Here is a 17,489-nt window from a genome sequence, read left to right on the forward strand (position 1 = left end):
CCCCTCACGGGGTGCGGCCCTCGTGCTCGTTCCCTACAGATCACTCACCCTGTACGGCGGCTTGTCCGGCGGCTCGTTCGGCGAAGGACCGCGCCAGCTCCGCAAGCCGGGCGGGATCCCGTTCCCGTCCCTTCTTGCTCAGGAACCGGAGCAGGTCGAAGAAGGTGTCGTCGTTCTCGATGTTCCTGTCCAGGAGCATGGCGAGCGTGCCGGGTTCGTTGTACGGCACCGTGCGCACCCGGGTGCCGGTCTGGTTGTCCGCCCGCAGCCGGGGGACGGACGCTTCCGCCCGCGGCTCCGGTACCGGCTGCTGCGCATCCGCCTCATCGGCGGCGGGTGCCGGTACGTCCGGCTCGGCGTCGCCCGCCGTGTCGTCGTACTGGTCCTCGGACTCGTCCGGCTGCTCCAGGGCGGCCACCACCGGCGCCTCCGCCTCCGCACCCGGCACTTCACCCTCCGGCTCCGGCGCCCCGCTCTCCGCCTCCCGGCTGTCCCGGATCTGCGGACTCGGCAGACTCTGCGGACTTTCGGAACTCTCCGGTGCCTTCTTCCGGCTGCGCTTCTCCTCCTCCCGCCGGGCCCGCTCCTCCTTGAGTTCCCGCAGCGCCGTCACCTGGTTCGCAGGCGGCTTGTTGGCCACGGCCCGCAGCAGGTCGATGGGCTCGTCACCGACGCGGCTCTGCAGTTCGGGGGTCAGGTTGAGCAGGGCGAGGCGCTGTGACACCCAGCCCTGGGAGCGGTGGAGCCGCTTGGACAGCGCGGTCTGGCTGCCGTGGATGGCCAGCAGCCGCCGCAGGGCCCGTGCCTCGTCGAGTTCTCCGAGGTCGTTCCGGTGGATGTTGGCGACGAGGGCGGACTCCAGGAGCTCCTCGGAGTTGGCGCCCTGGTCGTCGCTCACCATCACCTTCACGGCGGCCAGCCGTGCTTCACGGGCGGCGGCGAGACGGCTGCTGCCGTCGATCACGACGTGGGTGGTGTCGGGTTCGAGGTCGGCCTCGCGCTCGGGGTTGGCCTTGATGTAGGCGTCGCGGTTCATGACCGTGATCGCCTGCTTCTGGCCGTGCGTCTTCAGGCTGCCCGTGAGGTCGGTCAGATCACCGAGGGTGGAGCGGGGGTTGTCCGGGTTCAGGCTCACTCGGTGCGGCGGGAGCTCGGTGGGCGGGGCGACCCCTTCGGTGGGCACCCCGGTGGCGGCGGCCACGGCCTGGCGGCGCGCGCTGACCGGGCGCACTCCCCCGCCGAAGCGTCCGGCTCCCAGCTGATCGGCCTTGCTCATACGATCTCCCTGGCCAGCGCGCGCATCCCGATCGCCTGCTGTGACTTGGGGGCGTAGGACAGCAGGGGCCGCTTCATCCGCACTGCTTCCTTCTGTTCCTTGAGATCGCCGATGAGTCCGACGACCCGGGGATCCTTTATGTCGATCCATCCCTGGAGCGAGGAGGTGGCGATGAACCCGCGGCGCGAGTCGTAGAGGTTCACCACGATGCCCAGGTAGTCGATGTCGACCTGGAGGTCGCCGCGCAGATCGTCGATCTGGGTGGTGAGCAGTTCGTAGGCATCCGCGGAGCTGTCCTCGGCCTGCACCACGATCAGCGCACCGGACTGGCCGAGCTTCTCGCCGTCGCGCCGGCGGCCGTAGTACGCGGCGGCGTCCATGCTCAGGCCGAGGCTCGGCGGGCAGTCGACGAGGATCACGTCGTAATCGGCTTCGAGCGGGGCGAGCGCACGCTCCAGCGCGGCTTCCCTCGCGCGTACGGCGGAGAGGCGGACGTCGAGCAGGAAGGCGTCGTTGCAGGCGGGCAGCAGGTGGAGCCGGCCGTCGAACGTCTCGTCGTCGATGGAGACGATGAGGTCACGCAGGTCGCCCTTGGGGTCGCCCGCCATGTGGTTGGTGAGGCTGTCGCCGTTCATCGGGAGGGGTGCCGCCCCGAGTTGGTTGGTGAGGTGGCACTGCGGGTCGAAGTCGACGAGCAGGACCCGCAGCCCGAGCCCGGGCAGGCTCTCGATGTTCAGGGGGTCCTCACCGCCCGGCGCATCGTCGGAGTGGGCGTCACTCGCCCGCAGGGCCTCGGCGAGCGCCTTGGCGACCCGGACGGCGTGCAGGCTGTTGGCGTCCTCGGCGAGTGCCTCACCGACACCCGCCGTGATCGCCGTCTTGCCCACGCCGCCCTTCTGGTTGCACACGATGATGCGACGGGTGTTCTCGGGGCGTTCCACGTCCGGCGCGGGGTTGGAGTCGAGCCACAGCTGGACGGACTGTGCCAGGCCCTGGATGAGCGACACCCGGCGTTCGGCGGCGATCTGACGGAACTCGTCCCACTGGCCGGGCGGCAGGAAGGTGGAGAACGAGTCGGAGCGGGAGGTGTCGACGGCGGGCGGTGTGGAGGCGAGGGTGCACCAGTCCCGGATGCCCTGCTCGACGGCCGCCTGGATCTCGATCCCGTGCTGGGCAGCCCTGACTTTGAGGTTCTGCCGGAGCCATCCCGGCAGCTTGGAGACGACCTTCTCGCGGTCGCTGGAAGTGGCTGGCGAACTCATGGACGACACCTTACTAACGTCCGCGATTCTTACAAGCACCGACACGTTAGTTGGCGATCTCTGGGGGACCGTCAGAACCCGGCTCAGACCCCGCCTCAGACCCCGGCAACGGCGTCAACGGCCCCGAGCCCATGGGTCGGGCAGCCCGCGCGCAGACCTCTCCTGCCGTGTCCGTTGCCGGGTGCGGGTCACAGACCCCTCGCACCACCTCGTCCGTGCATCCCACCCGTCGGCGTCCCGGCCTCGCTCGTCGGAGCCAGTGGCGGGGCTGCGTGGTACCAGGGGCCTTCGCCGGCCCCTGGACCCCGCTGCCCCACCACTTCCCGGCGCGAATCCCTTTCGTCGTGACGAAGGCCGTACGCGCCGGGAAGCGGCGGGGTCGTGGGTGCGCGGCCCCGCCGCCGACCGTGCGCTCGACCATGGCTCGCCCAGGGGTGGAGCGCGGGACGGACGTGGCTCACCCTCCGCGGGGCTGAGGCCGGTGGGTCCCACTGTTGGGCATCAAACCGGATGATCCGGGGACGGGCTTGACGACTGATGACAAGGGTAAGAGAGCGCACTCGGCAAACGCCACTTGACCTGCATAAACACATGAGGTGACCCAGATCCCAGGAACTGCCAGGCAGTTCCTGCAACAGCGGAGGGCGATCGACGGAACCGGGTACCAAGATCCCTCGGACGTACACCCGGTTCCAGGGAACTGAGCACCACGATCCTGTCGACTGCCACCACGATCGTAGGAACTGCCACCACGATCGTAGGAACTGAGTACCCAGTCCCTACAGCCGTGGCAGATTGACGTGACGTACATGAGCCGGGCCGGGGAGCGTCCGCGTCGGAGGGGTACGGGTGTTGAGCGCGACGACAGTCGACACGGCCGACAGGCGGACTTAATTGACTTCCTGCTCATGTACGTTAGGTTCATCTGGTCGGCCTCAGGGGTCGTCCCTCATTGACCGCCAAACACCCCCCATACACGGAGGGCCCGTTGGGAGCACTTCGCAGACTGGTCGACGCCGACACGGGCGAGCCGGTCCCCTATGCGCCATACGCCTTCTCCGGGAGGCACACCCAAGTCGACAAGGCGCGCGTCGAGGCGATCACCGAGTCCAAGGCGTTCACACCCAGTCAGAAGTTCCTCATCCTCTGGTGGATCGGTGTGTCACCCGAGGGAATGGAGCCGCTGCGCGCCACCGGTGCGGACATCGCCAAACGTGTAGGGATGTCCACAGATGCCGTGGGAAAGATCAACAGGAAGTTGGCCAAACACCGCATCCTGGTCGTGCGTGGCCGCATCGGCAACTACAATCTGTACCGGATCAGCCCGTACATCGCCTTCCACGGCACAGGGATCGAGCAGCGTGAAGCCGTAAAGACGTGCAACCCGCCCGACATCCCCGGATTCAACGACAACATCCCTGCACGGTGGGAGGCCCAGTGATCAGCAGCGACGACAAGCAGAAGAACCTCGAACTGCTTGAGAAGACGGCGGGCATGAGCGCCAACCAGCGTCTCGTCGTCATGCTGTACGCCCTCCACCCGACCGACCGGTCCGGCGCGATCCTGGAGACCGCCGCCAACCTGGCCAAGCTCGTCGGCATGGCCCCGCCCGTCTTCTCCCGCACCCGCAAGCAGGTCATCGAGGCCGGCTGGCTGGAGGAGACCGAGCGCATCGGTCACATCAAGTACTACCGCCTCGACCCCAAGCGCCTGGGCGAGAGGGTCGTCGTCCCGCTGCGCCGCGCCGCGACCTGACGTCCTGGAGAGCGTGCCTCATTGACGTCACGTACATGAGGCACGTTCTCAGGAACGTTCCGCTTGCCCCAGCGGCAAGGGCGACGACCCAGGAATCCGTAACGGCACAGTGGGCCCCCACCTCCCTCCGCTTACGACCTGTCCGTGAGCTTGTCGACCACGTCCCCGTCGCTCTCGGGTGCTGGTTCCGGGGGGTTTCCCCCAGTGAAAGCGGGGGTGTGGCTCCGTAGGATCGTCGTGACTGATCAACGATTCAACTCGCTTCACACGGGGGACTTTCATGCGAAGCGCACAGACACGTGTCCTTACGGCAGTGGCCCTGACCGCTCTCACAGTCAGCGGGCTGTCCGCGTGCTCGGCTCTCGGCCAGGAGAAGACCTTCGAGGACGACGCCAAGGTGCCCCAGAAGGTCACCTCGATCCGTCTCGACAGCAAGAACGGAAATGTGAAGGTGGACGCCTCGGCCGACGCCTCCACGACCTCCGTGCACCGCAAGGTCAACTACCGTGGTGACAAGCCGAGTGGCACGTCCTTCCAGGTCAGGAACGGCGTCCTGACCCTCTCCGGCTGCGGCGAGGACTGCGGTGTCGACTACGTCGTCAAAGTGCCTGCCGGCCTTCCGGTGACGGGAGGCACGTCCAACGGTGGCCTCACCCTGACCGATGTCGGCACGGTCGACGTGCACACGAGCAACGGTGAGATCGCGGTGGCCGACGCGACGGGCCCTGTGAAGCTGCGCACGTCCAACGGCGACGTCGACGTCAAGGACGTCAAGGGCGGCGGCATCGACACACAGACATCGAACGGCGAGGTGACGATCCGCACGGCCACCCCGCAGAACATCAAAGTCCGCACGACCAGCGGCAGCCTCACGGTCACGGCACCGCCCGCCAGGTACCGGATCTCGGCGGACGACTCCCACGGTGACAAGAGCGTGGCGTTCAAGAATGACCCGTCAGGCAAGTACAGCCTGGATCTGTCGACGACGAACGGTGACCTGACCGTGAAGCCGGCAGGCCAGTAAGAGCCGTAGCCGTCTCGGCCCCGGTCCCCCTCCCCCGCCTCCCCCTCTTGCACCACTCTGCCGGCAGGCGCGGCATCGAGGTCGTCATCCCGGAGGGGAAGGGCCGCAAAGGGGGACACGGTCCTGCCTCTACAACTGCTGTGTCATACGTCGATCTGCTCGAAGATGTGCGGGTACGACACGATGTCGTCGGGGGACTCGGCCACCATGCGCTGGAACTCCGGGCTGCCGAACGCCGTGGCGAGAGCCTCGGTCGATTCCCAGACCGCGACGTTCATCAGAAGCTGACTGTCCGCCGTTCCCTGGTGCATCTGCAGGGAGACGAATCCCGGCTGAGCCTTCATGAACGCCGCCTGCCTCCGAAAGAGGGCCAGGAACGCTTCAGTCCTCTCCTTCGGGACGACGAAGGTGTTGGCGAGGACGATGGGCCCGGTCTTCTCCTTGAACTGCGCGAACATCGGCGTATTCGGGTCCAGGCTCTGCAGCTTGGCCATCTTCGGTACTTCCTCTCACTATCGGTTGTTGTCCCACGGCACCGAGGCCGGCCACCGCCGTACCGGATGCACGAGGAGATCTGACGGACGCTCAAGGGCCTCGCTGGTGCCCGTGTCCGCCACCGGCGCGGTGTCGGCCCGCGGGCTCAGGCGAGGGCGGCGACCAGCAGGGTGAAGGCGGCGATGATGACGGCGACGCGGACGTAGTGGTAGCGGTCCCAGCGGTTCATCTGCTCCTTCCAGTCCTCGGGCCGGTTCTCGGGGGTCCACGTCTTGCCCCGGTTGTTGATCGGGACGAGCAGCAGCAGCGACATGACCACGCTGAGGATCAGCAGGCCGGCGGCGGTGACGACGAGTCCGGTGCCATGGTGGTGCCATCCGGCGACGGCCCAGACCGCGCTGAGGACGAGCGAGCCGATGTACCAGAACGGCATCAGGGCGCCGAGCATCCGGCCCCCGTGGGCGCGGGCGAGTTGGTCACTGTCCTCGGGGAGGGCGTTGAAGATCCGGTTCATGACGAAGGCGACGGAGAACTCCACCCCCACCATCAGGCCGACGACCACGGTGGTGAACACCTCAAGTGCGTTGAGCATGACGACCCCTCCTCGGATCTATCACTGCTAGCTGATGAGGCAACGCTAGTACTACTGCCGCTCGATTGTCTAGCGATGCTAGGGTCAAATCATGTCGGTACAGTCGAGCGCCTCATCGTGGCGGCGGCCCGCGAACTCGCCGAGCAGCAGGGCTGGGACGCGGTCGCCACCCGGCGGACTACGACGCCAAGTTCCAGCTCGACGGCGGCCTGGCGTACGCGCGTGAGGACACCCCGGGGTTGTTCACCGAGGAGTTCTGGGCGTCGCTGCACGGGCTGGCCACCCTGACCCGCGCGGGCCGCCTGCTGCCCGAGGACGCCGAGCCGGGGGTGGAGTTGCTGGTGGACCGGCTCGCCATGGTCTGGCACACCGTCCCGGCGGGCGCCTCCACGATCATCCTGTCCGCCAAGGCCTCGAAGACGCCCGCGTCACAACCATGGCAACTGCTCGATCAACTCCCGCTCGTCATCCGTGAGTTCCGCACGCGCCCGCACCGCTCTTCTGCCGACGCGTAGAACCGGTTGGACGTGGGTCGTGCCTACGGGTGGTAGAGGGCTTTGCCGCGCTCCACCTCGACAGCCCGGTCCTCCCCGAGATACAGGAAGTAGTTCACCTGCCACGCCTGAGTGCTGCGTGCCTGACGATTGGTCGTGGTCACCCATGGCGGGTAGACGCGGAACCCTCGCTTCCCGCCGGAACCGTTCCTGGACACGATGCCGCGCTCGCACAACACCTCTCGCGGGAACACGAACTGTCCGAAGCAGCCGCTGTCACGGCTACTGACGACGAAGAGGTCAACCCCGTCCTCGGCGTCGAAGGGCCGGATCGGGCCTTCTGCGGACCGCTGCCACACGGTGACGAACTGGCCGACCTTCGTCGGGGTGGTCTTGGCCACGCGGAACCTGACCGACAACCCGTCGATCGTGAACCCGTGAGCCGCGTATTCGGCACTCTCCGGTTCGGGGATCGGCCGTGAGCAAGCGAAGCCACTCGGGTCGTACACCAATGTCTTCGCTGCGAGCAGGTCACCGTGGAGCCCTGCCCAGGGCTGATCCGCCGTCATCCTCACATCCTGCCATCACGCCCGTCACACACGGCCGAGTGATCGCGGTCGCTCGGCATCAGCACCTCTGCCTGGTAAGCGCTCAGGCGCGAAAATCACTCCGCCGCCGTCGAAGCCGTTTCCCGGAGAATCGTTCTGAGCGAAGAATCGAACTGTTCGAGCATGACGCGTGCGCGACTTGATATGCCCGGTTCACGCAGCCGGGTCCGCCCGACGAAGGGGTGAGGCCCGCGCCGGCCCGACACTGCCCTTCTGGTTGCAGACGATGAGGTCGTGTGTCGGAAGTGGATCATGCGTATCGGGTCTCGTACCGGACTCGGCCCCAAAGGGTGAGTCCCGCTGACCTATTACGGCGTAATAGCTCAGCGAGGTTCACCAGCAGCCGGGCCACTCCCCCACGCCCCCACTCCCCCACCGCCCGCCCCTCTCATCGAAGGCGTCAGACCTATTACGGCGTAATAGCCGGAGGGCGGGTTCCCTCGACGGCACTGCCCTGCCAAAGGCGCGCGGCGCCGGTCGCCGAAGCCCGTCGACTCGCCCTTGCGGCTTCGGTTCCTACCTCGACCGCCGCATCGTCAGGCTCGATCGCCCGCCGGGCGGGCTGCTGCGCCGACCGGCCGTGCAGCTTCAGCATCCGTGAGGTGCGTGCCGCCGTGTACGAGACCTGGCGAGACCTATTACGGCGTAATAGGCAGGCAGCGCGTGGAACTTCCAGGCGCATCAACGAATCCACCGTCGGCATCTGATGGACCTTGGTCTGCTCACGCAGGTACTCCCCCACAACCGCACGCGCTTCAGCGCCGCGGCCCGCTGAACGTCGGGGGACTGCCTTCGAAGCGCCTGGACGTTCTTCTCCGCGTACAGCAGCGCTCCGAACAGTTCGCCATCGGAGGGCATGCACTCCACGGCGGAGGGCGTGATGCCGATCCGCGTTGTGACCGGCCAGTGCTCTGACCGGATTGGTTCACCGGGCTGCGGTTGGGGCTGGTCTGGCGCCTGTGGGGCTGCGATCTTGTGATCATGAGGACGCATGTTCTGGAGGCTGGCGAGGTCGATCGGTCGGCGCTGGTCTTGGTGCACGGTGCCGGGCAAGGCGGTCGGATGTGGCGACGTCAGCTGGGAGCGTTGTCTGATGGCTTTCACGTCGTTGCACCTGATCTGCCGGGGTTCGGCGGCTCGCCGGGCCCGTTCAGCTTGACGGCGGCGGTCGAATCCGTCACCGAGATTGCCCGACAGCTACGGTCGGTTCACCTGTGCGGCCACTCTCTTGGGGCGATCGTGGCCGCGCGGGTCGCAGTTGAGAACCCGGACCTCGTTGCCCGGTTGATTCTGTCCGGGGGGCCTGAGATCGCACCGGGCACGATGTCACAGCGGCGGCTTCGGATCGAACGGCATCGCCCCGGCTGGCTGGTCCGCGCGGTCTCCGACCTGCCCGATCGCGATGGGTGGATCGACGTGCTGGATGCTCTGCAGACGAGTGACCTCTCCTGCGTACTTCCGCGGATCGCCGTTCCCACGCTTGTGCTGTGCGGAAAGCGGGATCGCGCCAGTCTGCCGGATGCCCGACGGACCGCGGTGGCAATCCCGGGAGCCCTCCTGTCCGTGGTTCCGCACGCGGGGCATCTCTTGCCCGTGACGGCGCCGCATGCCTTCAATGCCATCGCTCGGGGATTCCTTGACCCGGAATGCCGGCAGACACAGTGAGGGTGTCGTGATCCAGTACCACTTCGTCACGCTGCTTTGAGTGATCGCCCGCCCCAGCGCAGGCAGGCGTGCAGGTTCCGGGTCTGCACGGTGTGGTTCGGGTGGTTGGAGGTGGCGATGGTGAAGCACAACTCGACCTTGTTCTTCGTCGCCCGGCGGCGGATGTCGGCGCCCTTGTGGGCGGACACGTTCGCGCGTCGATATCGCACCGAATAGGTGCTGCCCCGGCGCACGATCTGCTGCAGCATCTGCCCCTCCTGGTCGGTCAGTCTGCGCACACGGACAGGCTCAGCCACCGCGCCTCCAGTGGTCGGGATCGGACGTGACCTCCCTCGACCTATTACGCCGTAATAGGTCGAGGGCCGGCGTCGGCGTCCGGGTAGCACAGGAACGGACGTGGGCGGGAGACGTGACTTGGGGGAGCGGGGCCACGGTCATCGATCGGGCTTCCATCTATTACGGCGTAATAGATGGAAGCCCGATCGATGACCGTGCCTTCGGGTCCTCATGACCAGGGCATGAGTGAAGCCAGCGCAGCGGGCTGCGTCGCAGCGGCGGCGGCCGAGCCGAGCGGCAGGTCGGCCAGGTCATGGGGCGGGGCCTGCTCGCCGGTAGGAGCCGCGGCCGTGATTCGGTCCAGTCGGAAGCCTCGGCCGGCCCGCCGTGTGTGGCACCAGGCGATGAGATACCACCTGCCGGCGGCGGTGAGCAGTCCCGGCCGGTTCCACTACGCGGTCGCTCTCCTGCCCTGCCGCGTCGGCGTAGGACAGCTGCAGCACCATGCTGGTGGCGAGGGCCTGCCCGGCAGCGCGACGATCCGGGCGGCGAGCTCCTGGGCCGCTGCGGAGGCGGGACCGGCCATGGAGGCCGCGATCTTCTGGGATGCGGTGCGGGCCGCACTGGCGTAGGGGGCCGAGGCATCGGCCAGGGCGAGCGCGGTGACCAATGCCGAGGCTTCGGCGGCGGTGAAACGGATCGGGGGAGAGTCTTCTCCGGGTCGATCGACCAACCCCCGTTTCGCCCAGAGGGGCACCGGGACACCGGCCTCCATCAGTGCCTGAAGGGCACGCTGCACCGTGCGCGTGCTGGTCTCGAACCGTGCGGCGAGCGCCGCGACCGTCAACAGCCGCGGCGCTGCCGCGCGCAACTCTCCCACCAGTGCATGGAGTCGGGCAGTGCGTTTTCATGAGGCCGCCATTACGACGTGATCGTCACGCGGTGGCCAGGAAGTCCCGCTCCCGCCGCAGTTCCCGCTCGGTGACGGCCAGTGGGAACAGGGTGAAGCCGTGCATCGCGCCGGCGACGACGCCGAGTTGCACCGGCACCCCTGCCGCCTGCCAACGCGCCGCCAGAAAGAGCGAGTCGTCCGGCAGCGGATCCTCGGTACCGACGACGATCCGGGCAGGAGGCAGGCCGACCAGATTGGCGAACAGCAGTGAGACCTTCGGGTCGCGGTGCCGTTTCCGCCGCCATCCCCGGCGGGAAGATCAGGAGCCGTTGAGTGTGGAACTCGGCCGCGGCCGGGTCCGGCGGGGAACGGGTGCTCCGGCGCCAGGCGGTACTCCACACTCACCACGGCCAGCCGCCACAGCCTCTCGTCCTGCCCGTCCGCAGAGCCGAACGTCCAACCACCGCCGTGGATATGCAGGTACACACCGTCGATGTGGTCCGGCACGAACGTCCGGACTCTCAGCCGCCCGCGACGACGCGGTCCTGGCCCTGGGGGAGTCGTACCGGTGGTGGGTCGCCACCGAGCCGGTTGCGTCGCAGGAGCGCCGGCACGGCTGCATCCGGCGCTGGCCCACGGGGTGGACGTTTCGCGGCAGCGGCCTCGAACTGCTCGTTACCAGGGACCAAAGGGCCCACAGGGCCTGTACCGGGGGACTGAAGGGACTGCGGCTCTTTCGGTCCCTGACCCTCAGTCCCTGGTATTTACGCAGGTCAGAGGCATGTTGCGAGCTGCGAGAGGGACTGTAGGGACTGAAAAGCGCAATTATGACGTAGAGAAGAGATGTGTTCAGATGCGCGCGCGCATACAAACACACATATACAAGTACAGCTCATAATTGCCGAGTTCAGTCCCTACAGTCCCTGATTCGTAGGGGTTCAGGGCTCTGACCTGCGGTGATGTTGTTCATCCGGCCAGGGGCTGACCAACTCCACAGACCCTGCGCTTTGGTCCCTGGCCCCTTCGGTCCCTCCTCGCTCCGGGGTCAGGCCGAGCCCGGCCGAGGACCGCCCGGCGGCCGCGCGCCGGACAGCTCCGCTCCGCCCTCAACAGGTCCAAATTGACTGTGCTCTTCAGTCCCTTCAGCCCCTTTTTCAGTAGGGTGGGCCGTACACTTTTTGCGCATCAGAGTCCCTTCGGTCCCTGGCGGGGCGAAGACCCCACGCCAGATGTGCGAAGTGCCAGATGCGCGAAATGATCAGGCAGACAGAGTGACGAGGACGATTCCCGTGCCGCGCGAAGGTGAGGGCCGCGACAGTGCGGCGCCAGTCGTGCCCGGGTCCTCGCACGCTGTCGCGCGGTGGTGTGCAGCCCAGGGCTGGCCGGTCCATCCTCTGGCCCCGGGGCGGAAGACCCCTGTCAGGAACTGCCCTGCCTGCACGGCCAGCAGGCACGAACCGGCGTCGTGCCCCTGTCTGCCCGCAGGACGCCCTTGTCACGGCTTCCACGCCGCCACCGCCGACCCCGGCCTCGTCGAGCGCTGGTGGGCCGCCACGCCCGCAGCGGGGGTGGGTGTGGCCTGCGGTCCCGCAGGTCTCGTCGTCATCGACGTCGACGCGCACCAGGCACCGGTCCCCGACCGGGGACATCTGCTCCCGGGTATCCCCATTCCCGAACAGGTACGACTCGACGGACTGGCCTCCGGCTTCGACACGTTGGCCCTGCTGGCGGCGTACCGGGGGGAGAACTCGCCCGCCGAGGACGCGGACACGCTGCGGGTGCGCACCCCTTCGGGCGGGCTGCACGTCTGGTACCGCAACCCCGACAGCTCCGTCCGTTACAGGTGTTCGACCGGTTCCGCCCGGCACACCGCGCTCGCCTGGCAGGTGGACGTGCGAGCCGACGGCGGTTACATCGTCGCTCCGGGGACGAGGACGCCGCAGGGCGTCTACCGCGCGGTGGGGACGGCCCGCCGCCCGGCCGTACTGCCCGAGTGGCTCCGGCGTGAACTGCGTCGTACGGGACATGTGATCGAGGCCCGTACGACGTCTGTTCCCGCCCCTGCTCCTGCCGTCGTGTCCGCGCCGCTCCGGGCTCCGGCCCCGGCCGGGCGGCGGGGGAGCGTGGCCGGGGCCCAGCAGCTCATCGATCCGCTGATCGCCCTGGTCGCGGAGTGCGCCACTGCCCCGCAGGGGACCGGGTTCACGGAGAAGCTGAACCGCGCGGCCTACACGGCCGGCGGACTGGTCGGGGCGGGCCATCTGGAGCACGCCGCCATTCGTGACCGGCTCCTCCGTGTCGCCCAGTACGCCCGCCCCTGGCAGCAGTCCCGCAATGAAAAGATCGTCGACGACGCCCTTGCCGTAGGGTCCGTCCGCCCTCTCCACCTCAAAGGACGTCCATGAGCAGCAGCGCCGATGGCTCGCCGCGTTTCGACCCGCAGGCCGCCGCTCAGCAGATGCTCGACCTGCAGGCGGCGGATCCGGTCGCCGGTCACGCCCGGCTGCCCGCACAGGGATACGTGAACGTCTCCGTGCCGTCCCCGGGGCACGGGGGTGCCGACCCTGCACCGCTGATGCCCCCGTCCCTCTCGGACCGCGGGAACGCCCGCCTCTTCGTGCAGCAGCACTGCGACCAGTTCCGCCATGTGGAGGGCCTGGGCTGGTTCGCCTGGGACGGATACCGGTGGAAGCGCGGGGGAGGGGAGAAGGCCGCGCTGTGGGCCGCGGGGGAGATGGCCGAGGACATGCCCGGCACCGACCCGCGCGGGGTCTTCAGCGACCGGGAACTCGCCCAGCACAAGCGCCGTACGCTGTCCACCACGGGTCTGAAGGCCCTGCTGACCCAGGCGAAGGCCTCACCGGACATCTCCGTCGACCCCGACCAGCTGGACGGGGACCCCTACGCCCTGTGCACGCCCGTCGGGGTGGTCGACCTGCACAGCGGGCGCCTGCGCAAGGCCGACCCCACACGTGACTTCCACTCCCGTGCCACCAGCGTCGCCCCCCAGGAGATGGAGACCCCTCGCTGGCACCGGTTCCTCGCCGACACCTTCGGTGACGACGACGAGGGCCGGGAGATGATCGACTTCCTGCATCTGCTGCTCGGGTACTCCATCACCGGTGACGTGGGAGCGCAGGTTCTTCCCTTCCTGCACGGTGAGGGCAAGAACGGCAAGTCCGTGCTGCTCGACATCATGATCCAGATCCTCGGCGACTACGCGGACGCGGCCCCGCCGGGCTTTCTGATGGACCGTGGCGCGTTTTCCGAGCACTCCACCGAACTGACCGAACTGCACGGCCGCCGCCTGGTCGTGTGCAGCGAGCTGAAGCCGAACGACAAGTTCGACGAAGCGCGTGTCCGGCTCCTGACGGGCGGTGACAAGATCAAGGCGCGCCGCATGCGGCAGGACTACTTCTCGTTCACCCCGACCCACCACCTGTGGCTGCTGGGCAACCACCGTCCCGAAGTCTCCACGGGCGGCTTCGCGTTCTGGCGGCGCATCCGCCTGCTGCCCTTCACCCGGACCGTCCCGGCGCACCGCAGGATCGACAACCTCGCCTTCGAACTCGTCCGCGACGAGGGCCCGGGGATCCTGCAGTGGCTCATCCGGGGCGCGCAGCGCTATCTGCTCACCAGGGACCCGCTGGAGGGCCCCGACCGGGTCCGTTTCGCCACGACGGCCTATGCCACCACCGAGGACCACATCGGCCGTTTCCTGGCCGAGTGCTGCACGCGCGACGGCGATTGCGGCAAGGACCTGAGGGTGGAACAGGGGCTGCTGTACTCGGAGTACAGCTCGTGGTGCAACGCCGGGGAGGGCATCCGGCCCGCCACGCCCCGTGCCTTCGCCAACCGTGTCCGCCAGGAGGTGGGCGTGGCCTCACCGACCGACATGATCAAGTCGAACGGCCGGAAGTACTATCCGGGCATCGCCCTGCTGGAGCACCCATGAGGGCCGACTTGCGTCGGCTCTCGCCCCCACACGCCCTACACCGTGGTCGTCGTGCGCTTTACGATGGTGGACGGGCCCCGGGTACAGACGCCCGGCCATGTCCGATGGCCGGGGGAGTACGCCCATTGAAGGAGAGGCTGCAGCCATGAGTTCGCTGTTGACCGAGAGCGACCTCATCCACGAGGCCGAGGTGGTGTGGCTGGAGAACCTCGAACGGCTCGACTACGTCCGTCAGGCGCTCGACAAGACCAGGCGACGCAACACCAAGCCGCCGTACGCACGCGACGGGCGCATGGTGGGGTACGCGCTGCTGGACGAGGGCGCCTCCCCGGACCCCGACAGCGGCCTGTACAAGCGCCGGGTGTTCTTCCTGCTGCCCCATGACCGTGACAGCCTGCCCGAGGGCCTGTACCGCGAGGGAGCCCCGGGGGAGGCGGTCGACCCGCGCACCATCGCCCCGAAGAAGCCGGGCGCGAAGACCCCGAGATCCCAGTGCGGCTCCGGCTCCGTGGTCATAGCGACATCCGCGCCCTGACGCCGAGCTCACCGAGACGACCACTCCCTGAGACAGTGCCCGGACCCACCTGGTGCGACTGATCAGCGCCCGTACACCGATACTGCATCAGGCGCGGTACGGGACGGAGCTCCTGCCGCCCACCAGGACGTCCCTCAGGAAGGCTGAACACGGTGACGACCGTCGCATATCAGGGTGAACCCGGATCCAACTCGGCCACCGCCGCGCGCGCACTGTACCCCGAGAGCGGCGAACTGCCCTGCACCGGCTTCGAGCAGGCCCTGGACGCCGTGACGCTGGGCGCGGCCGACGTCGCCGTGATCCCGGTGGACAACTCCGCGGCGGGCCGCGTCGCCGACGTGCACCATCTGCTGCCGGAGTCGGGCCTGTTCATCGTCGCCGAGTACTTCCTCGCCATCCGCTTCGACCTGATGGGGGTGCCCGGCGCGACGGCGGCCGACGTCGAGTGCGTACGCAGCCACGTGCACGCGCTCGGACAGTGCCGCAAGGTGCTGCGGGAGGGCGGCTGGCGCACCCTCGTCAGCGACGACACGGCCGGAGCGGCGCGCGAGGTGGCAGAGCTGGGCGATCCGCGGCACGCGGCGCTCGCCCCGCCCGCCGCGGCCGCGCTCCACGGTTTGGACGTGCTGCGCTCCGGCGTCGAGGACGACCCGGACAACACCACGCGGTTCGTCGTCCTGTCCCGGGACGCCTCGCCGGCTCCGTACCCGGGGGAGCCGACGATGACGAGCCTGTTCTTCTGTGTGCGCAACATCCCCAGCGCTCTGTACAAGGCGCTCGGAGGTTTCGCGAGCGGCGGCGTGAACCTCACCAAGATCGAGAGCTACCAGATGGGCGCGGGGCTGGGCGCCAGCCGCTTCTACGCCGAGATCGAGGGACACCCGGACGAGGAACGGGTCGCCCTCGCCCTGCACGAACTGCGCTTCTTCTCCTCCGAGGTGCGAATCCTCGGTGTGTACCCGGCGCATCCGCACCGGCTGAAGAACTGAGCCCGGCCCCGCCCCTCAGGTTCTACCGGCGGTAGAATCGGTGCCGTGAGCAAGCCGACGAGCATCAAGACCAGCGAGGAAGTCCGCGACCGCCTGCGCATCCTCGCTGCCGAACGCGGCACCACGATCACCGAGCTGCTGGAAGAACTGGCCACCCGGGAGCTCACGGTGGCCGAACGGGAGCAGCGGGCCGTCGAGGCCGCCCGTGAGCTCGGCATCGAGTACACCGAGCAGGTCCAGCGGACCGGCCAGGACGCCTGGGCGACGATCCGCGCCCATCAGGGCGGCGCCGCCGCGTGAGCCTGACGGCCGTCCTGGACCACACCGCACTCGCCGCCCTGTACCGCGCGGATCCCTTCTTCACCGGCCTCTACATCGAGGCCTCACGCGGCACCGGCCGCGTCATCGTCCCGTCGCTGTCCGTCCTGGCCGCCGAACGCCAGGTCCGGGGCGCGGGCAGACACGCTGCATCCCTGCGTTTCGCGGAGCACACCCCGTTCACCGCGGCACACGCGGCGGAGGCGATGGACTGGAAGAACGCGGACTGGCCGGTGGCCCACGCGGCCGCCATCGCCTGGCACGCGGTCAAGGCCGGTGCCCCGGTCACGGTCCTGTCCCTGCACCCCGATCTGTACAAGGGCACGGGCATCACCCCGCTGAACCCCCTGTGAACCCACCGCGGTGTGTGGCGGAGAGGGCAGGATTTGAACCTGCGTGGACCTGGTGTGGGTCCGACCTCGGGCTGCTGCCCCGGTCCCCGATGAGCCGCTCCGGGCACCTCTCCTCGCTCCCGGCCCCCGCGCTGTTCCGCGGTGCCGTTCACGAGTACGACGATGCCAGGCCCGGCTGACGCGGCGCTGACGTGGCGCTGATCGGCGGTGCGGGTGAACGCGGGCCTCAGATCTTCCAGGAGCGCAAGGTGTCGGCGACGGCGTAGACACTCAGGCGGGTGTCCCGGATCTTGCGGACCAGATCGGACAGGGCGCCGTAGGGCGGGTCGATGCCCTCGCCGGACTGGTCCATGTACTGAGCGGCCACGAAAGCCGCAAAGAGGCTATTACGGTGTGGAAGCGGTTCAAGGCGCACGATCGTGTGCAAAAGCGCGGCCGCCCGCCAGGCGGTGTCCGGATCGGACGTCTCAAGCGTCGGCATCTTGGTCTTGTGCCGCGCGACGGTCGCCACCAGCGCCGAGTAGTCGGTCACCGTCACGTCCTCGTGCCCGAGGGCCGTCTCCTGGACGTCGAGCAGCCAGGAGACATCGATGTACAGAACCATCAGGCAGCCGCAGCTCCGCCGCCACGCCGGGAGGGCGGAACCTCGTCGGGGAACGCCTCGTCGAACTCGCCGCGCAGCCTGTCGGCCCAGGTGGCGGCACCGGCGACGAATCGCTTGCGATGCATCTCGCGTACGCCGAGATCGTGCAGGTACTGCTTCAGGCTCTTGCCCTCCGCGGTGGCGGCGGCGCGGACGCCTTCCAGTTCCTCGTCGGAGAAGGACACGTTCAGTGATGGCATTCTCTGATGGTACCTAGTTGGTACCAAGCCTGCCAGCCAGCCTCATGATCCCCAGCGGCCTGGCGGCTGCCCTGCTCGGCGCGCTGCTGTCCGGCACGCCCTGTTCGGGACCGGACCGGCCCAGCTCTCCGTCCGGCTGCCCGCCAGCGGCGCCGGT

The 17,489-nt window shown here is 68.3% G+C and carries 20 protein-coding genes, 1 tRNA gene and 4 pseudogenes; 12 read left to right on the forward strand and 13 right to left on the reverse strand.

Annotated elements, in window-relative coordinates; translation table 11 throughout:
• Positions 1-40: 40 nt before the first annotated feature.
• Positions 41-1,276, reverse strand: coding sequence for a ParB/RepB/Spo0J family partition protein (locus ACFC8N_RS25325; RefSeq protein ID WP_376289967.1), 1,236 nt, complete (start codon positions 1,274-1,276; stop codon positions 41-43).
• Positions 1,273-2,538, reverse strand: coding sequence for a ParA family protein (locus ACFC8N_RS25330; protein WP_376289969.1), 1,266 nt, complete (start codon positions 2,536-2,538; stop codon positions 1,273-1,275). The genes ACFC8N_RS25325 and ACFC8N_RS25330 overlap by 4 nt, the downstream gene beginning before the upstream one ends.
• A gap of 988 nt (positions 2,539-3,526) precedes the next feature.
• Here ACFC8N_RS25330 and ACFC8N_RS25335 point away from each other — a divergent pair.
• The 3 genes from ACFC8N_RS25335 (at position 3,527) to ACFC8N_RS25345 (ending at position 5,317) form a co-directional block, all read left to right on the forward strand.
• A complete protein-coding gene (locus ACFC8N_RS25335; RefSeq protein WP_071377350.1) occupies positions 3,527-3,979 on the forward strand; it encodes a MarR family transcriptional regulator in 453 nt (150 codons plus the stop codon).
• Positions 3,979-4,293, forward strand: a complete 315-nt coding sequence (locus ACFC8N_RS25340) for a replication initiation protein, RepL2 (protein WP_356029720.1) — start codon at positions 3,979-3,981, stop codon at positions 4,291-4,293. Before ACFC8N_RS25335 ends, ACFC8N_RS25340 begins: the two co-directional genes overlap by 1 nt.
• Before the next feature lie 313 nt (positions 4,294-4,606).
• Entirely contained in the window at positions 4,607-5,317 is a 711-nt protein-coding gene (locus ACFC8N_RS25345) for a DUF4097 domain-containing protein (protein WP_376289971.1), read from the forward strand.
• Positions 5,318-5,460: 143 nt separating this feature from the next.
• On the opposite strand, the gene ACFC8N_RS25350 is transcribed toward ACFC8N_RS25345, so the two are convergent.
• Both ACFC8N_RS25350 and ACFC8N_RS25355 read right to left on the reverse strand, forming a co-directional pair.
• Positions 5,461-5,811 carry an antibiotic biosynthesis monooxygenase family protein gene (locus tag ACFC8N_RS25350; RefSeq protein ID WP_376289974.1) on the reverse strand — a complete coding sequence of 117 codons (351 nt, stop codon included), beginning with the start codon at positions 5,809-5,811 and terminating at the stop codon, positions 5,461-5,463.
• A gap of 146 nt (positions 5,812-5,957) precedes the next feature.
• Positions 5,958-6,404: an anthrone oxygenase family protein gene (locus ACFC8N_RS25355; RefSeq protein ID WP_376289976.1), complete on the reverse strand. Its 447-nt coding sequence runs from the start codon at positions 6,402-6,404 to the stop codon at positions 5,958-5,960.
• A gap of 125 nt (positions 6,405-6,529) precedes the next feature.
• Here ACFC8N_RS25355 and ACFC8N_RS25360 point away from each other — a divergent pair.
• Positions 6,530-6,766, forward strand: a pseudogene (locus ACFC8N_RS25360) (TetR-like C-terminal domain-containing protein); the annotation flags it as partial.
• A gap of 176 nt (positions 6,767-6,942) precedes the next feature.
• On the opposite strand, the gene ACFC8N_RS25365 reads toward ACFC8N_RS25360, so the two are convergent.
• On the reverse strand, positions 6,943-7,467 hold the full coding sequence (locus ACFC8N_RS25365) for a MepB family protein (RefSeq protein ID WP_376289979.1): 525 nt from the start codon (positions 7,465-7,467) through the stop codon (positions 6,943-6,945).
• Positions 7,468-8,487: 1,020 nt separating this feature from the next.
• Between ACFC8N_RS25365 and ACFC8N_RS25370 the strand changes: the two genes are divergently transcribed.
• Positions 8,488-9,171 carry an alpha/beta fold hydrolase gene (locus ACFC8N_RS25370; RefSeq protein WP_376289982.1) on the forward strand — a complete coding sequence of 228 codons (684 nt, stop codon included), beginning with the start codon at positions 8,488-8,490 and terminating at the stop codon, positions 9,169-9,171.
• Between the two features lie 26 nt (positions 9,172-9,197).
• Here ACFC8N_RS25370 and ACFC8N_RS25375 read toward each other — a convergent pair whose 3' ends face one another.
• Positions 9,198-9,449: a hypothetical protein gene (locus tag ACFC8N_RS25375; RefSeq protein WP_376290252.1), complete on the reverse strand. Its 252-nt coding sequence runs from the start codon at positions 9,447-9,449 to the stop codon at positions 9,198-9,200.
• A 227-nt stretch (positions 9,450-9,676) separates the two neighbouring features.
• Entirely contained in the window at positions 9,677-9,883 is a 207-nt protein-coding gene (locus ACFC8N_RS25380) for a WYL domain-containing protein (protein WP_376290234.1), read from the reverse strand.
• On the opposite strand from ACFC8N_RS25380, the gene ACFC8N_RS25385 reads away from it, so the two are divergent.
• Positions 9,852-10,079 carry a hypothetical protein gene (locus ACFC8N_RS25385; protein WP_376289985.1) on the forward strand — a complete coding sequence of 76 codons (228 nt, stop codon included), beginning with the start codon at positions 9,852-9,854 and terminating at the stop codon, positions 10,077-10,079. The genes ACFC8N_RS25380 and ACFC8N_RS25385 overlap by 32 nt on opposite strands.
• Positions 10,080-10,213: 134 nt before the next feature.
• On the opposite strand, the pseudogene ACFC8N_RS25390 reads toward ACFC8N_RS25385, so the two are convergent.
• From ACFC8N_RS25390 to ACFC8N_RS25400, 3 pseudogenes are all read right to left on the reverse strand, one after another.
• Positions 10,214-10,330: pseudogene (locus tag ACFC8N_RS25390) on the reverse strand (transcriptional regulator); the annotation flags it as partial.
• Positions 10,331-10,508: 178 nt separating this feature from the next.
• Positions 10,509-10,607: pseudogene (locus ACFC8N_RS25395) on the reverse strand (alpha/beta hydrolase); the annotation flags it as partial.
• 146 nt (positions 10,608-10,753) lie between these two features.
• Positions 10,754-10,846: pseudogene (locus tag ACFC8N_RS25400) on the reverse strand (alpha/beta hydrolase); the annotation flags it as partial.
• A gap of 722 nt (positions 10,847-11,568) precedes the next feature.
• Between ACFC8N_RS25400 and ACFC8N_RS25405 the strand changes: the two are divergent.
• The 6 genes from ACFC8N_RS25405 (at position 11,569) to ACFC8N_RS25430 (ending at position 16,489) form a co-directional block, all read left to right on the forward strand.
• The gene (locus ACFC8N_RS25405; protein WP_376289987.1) at positions 11,569-12,744 is read left to right on the forward strand and encodes a bifunctional DNA primase/polymerase; all 1,176 of its coding nucleotides are present in this window, start codon (positions 11,569-11,571) and stop codon (positions 12,742-12,744) included.
• Entirely contained in the window at positions 12,741-14,294 is a 1,554-nt protein-coding gene (locus ACFC8N_RS25410) for a phage/plasmid primase, P4 family (protein WP_356030424.1), read from the forward strand. Before ACFC8N_RS25405 ends, ACFC8N_RS25410 begins: the two co-directional genes overlap by 4 nt.
• A gap of 145 nt (positions 14,295-14,439) precedes the next feature.
• Positions 14,440-14,829 carry a DUF6009 family protein gene (locus tag ACFC8N_RS25415; RefSeq protein WP_356030423.1) on the forward strand — a complete coding sequence of 130 codons (390 nt, stop codon included), beginning with the start codon at positions 14,440-14,442 and terminating at the stop codon, positions 14,827-14,829.
• A 152-nt stretch (positions 14,830-14,981) separates the two neighbouring features.
• A complete protein-coding gene (locus ACFC8N_RS25420; protein WP_356030422.1) occupies positions 14,982-15,818 on the forward strand; it encodes a prephenate dehydratase in 837 nt (278 codons plus the stop codon).
• Positions 15,819-15,863: 45 nt separating this feature from the next.
• A complete protein-coding gene (locus ACFC8N_RS25425; protein ID WP_376289992.1) occupies positions 15,864-16,118 on the forward strand; it encodes a hypothetical protein in 255 nt (84 codons plus the stop codon).
• Entirely contained in the window at positions 16,115-16,489 is a 375-nt protein-coding gene (locus ACFC8N_RS25430) for a PIN domain-containing protein (RefSeq protein ID WP_356030420.1), read from the forward strand. The genes ACFC8N_RS25425 and ACFC8N_RS25430 overlap by 4 nt, the downstream gene beginning before the upstream one ends.
• A gap of 15 nt (positions 16,490-16,504) precedes the next feature.
• Here the strand turns inward: ACFC8N_RS25430 and ACFC8N_RS25435 are convergent.
• From ACFC8N_RS25435 to ACFC8N_RS25445, 3 genes are all read right to left on the reverse strand, one after another.
• Positions 16,505-16,602 (reverse strand) — tRNA-Cys (locus ACFC8N_RS25435).
• Between the two features lie 113 nt (positions 16,603-16,715).
• Positions 16,716-17,093: a toxin Doc gene (locus ACFC8N_RS25440; RefSeq protein WP_358659995.1), complete on the reverse strand. Its 378-nt coding sequence runs from the start codon at positions 17,091-17,093 to the stop codon at positions 16,716-16,718.
• Positions 17,093-17,332, reverse strand: a complete 240-nt coding sequence (locus ACFC8N_RS25445; protein WP_356030418.1) for a hypothetical protein — start codon at positions 17,330-17,332, stop codon at positions 17,093-17,095. Before ACFC8N_RS25445 ends, ACFC8N_RS25440 begins: the two co-directional genes overlap by 1 nt.
• Between the last annotated feature and the right edge of the window lie 157 nt (positions 17,333-17,489).

This window comes from Streptomyces sp. NPDC055966 (assembly GCF_042269865.1).
GTDB lineage: Bacteria > Actinomycetota > Actinomycetes > Streptomycetales > Streptomycetaceae > Streptomyces.

Coding starts and splice junctions, on each gene's coding strand:
- ACFC8N_RS25410 (WP_356030424.1), top strand. CDS start 12,741: ATGAGCAGCAGCGCCGATGGCTCGCCGCGTTTCGACCCGCAGGCCGCC.
- ACFC8N_RS25365 (WP_376289979.1), bottom strand. CDS start 7,467: ATGACGGCGGATCAGCCCTGGGCAGGGCTCCACGGTGACCTGCTCGCA.
- ACFC8N_RS25355 (WP_376289976.1), bottom strand. CDS start 6,404: ATGCTCAACGCACTTGAGGTGTTCACCACCGTGGTCGTCGGCCTGATG.
- ACFC8N_RS25325 (WP_376289967.1), bottom strand. CDS start 1,276: ATGAGCAAGGCCGATCAGCTGGGAGCCGGACGCTTCGGCGGGGGAGTG.
- ACFC8N_RS25330 (WP_376289969.1), bottom strand. CDS start 2,538: ATGAGTTCGCCAGCCACTTCCAGCGACCGCGAGAAGGTCGTCTCCAAG.
- ACFC8N_RS25445 (WP_356030418.1), bottom strand. CDS start 17,332: ATGCCATCACTGAACGTGTCCTTCTCCGACGAGGAACTGGAAGGCGTC.
- ACFC8N_RS25385 (WP_376289985.1), top strand. CDS start 9,852: ATGAGATACCACCTGCCGGCGGCGGTGAGCAGTCCCGGCCGGTTCCAC.
- ACFC8N_RS25350 (WP_376289974.1), bottom strand. CDS start 5,811: ATGGCCAAGCTGCAGAGCCTGGACCCGAATACGCCGATGTTCGCGCAG.
- ACFC8N_RS25370 (WP_376289982.1), top strand. CDS start 8,488: ATGAGGACGCATGTTCTGGAGGCTGGCGAGGTCGATCGGTCGGCGCTG.
- ACFC8N_RS25405 (WP_376289987.1), top strand. CDS start 11,569: ATGTGCGAAGTGCCAGATGCGCGAAATGATCAGGCAGACAGAGTGACG.
- ACFC8N_RS25415 (WP_356030423.1), top strand. CDS start 14,440: ATGAGTTCGCTGTTGACCGAGAGCGACCTCATCCACGAGGCCGAGGTG.
- ACFC8N_RS25440 (WP_358659995.1), bottom strand. CDS start 17,093: ATGGTTCTGTACATCGATGTCTCCTGGCTGCTCGACGTCCAGGAGACG.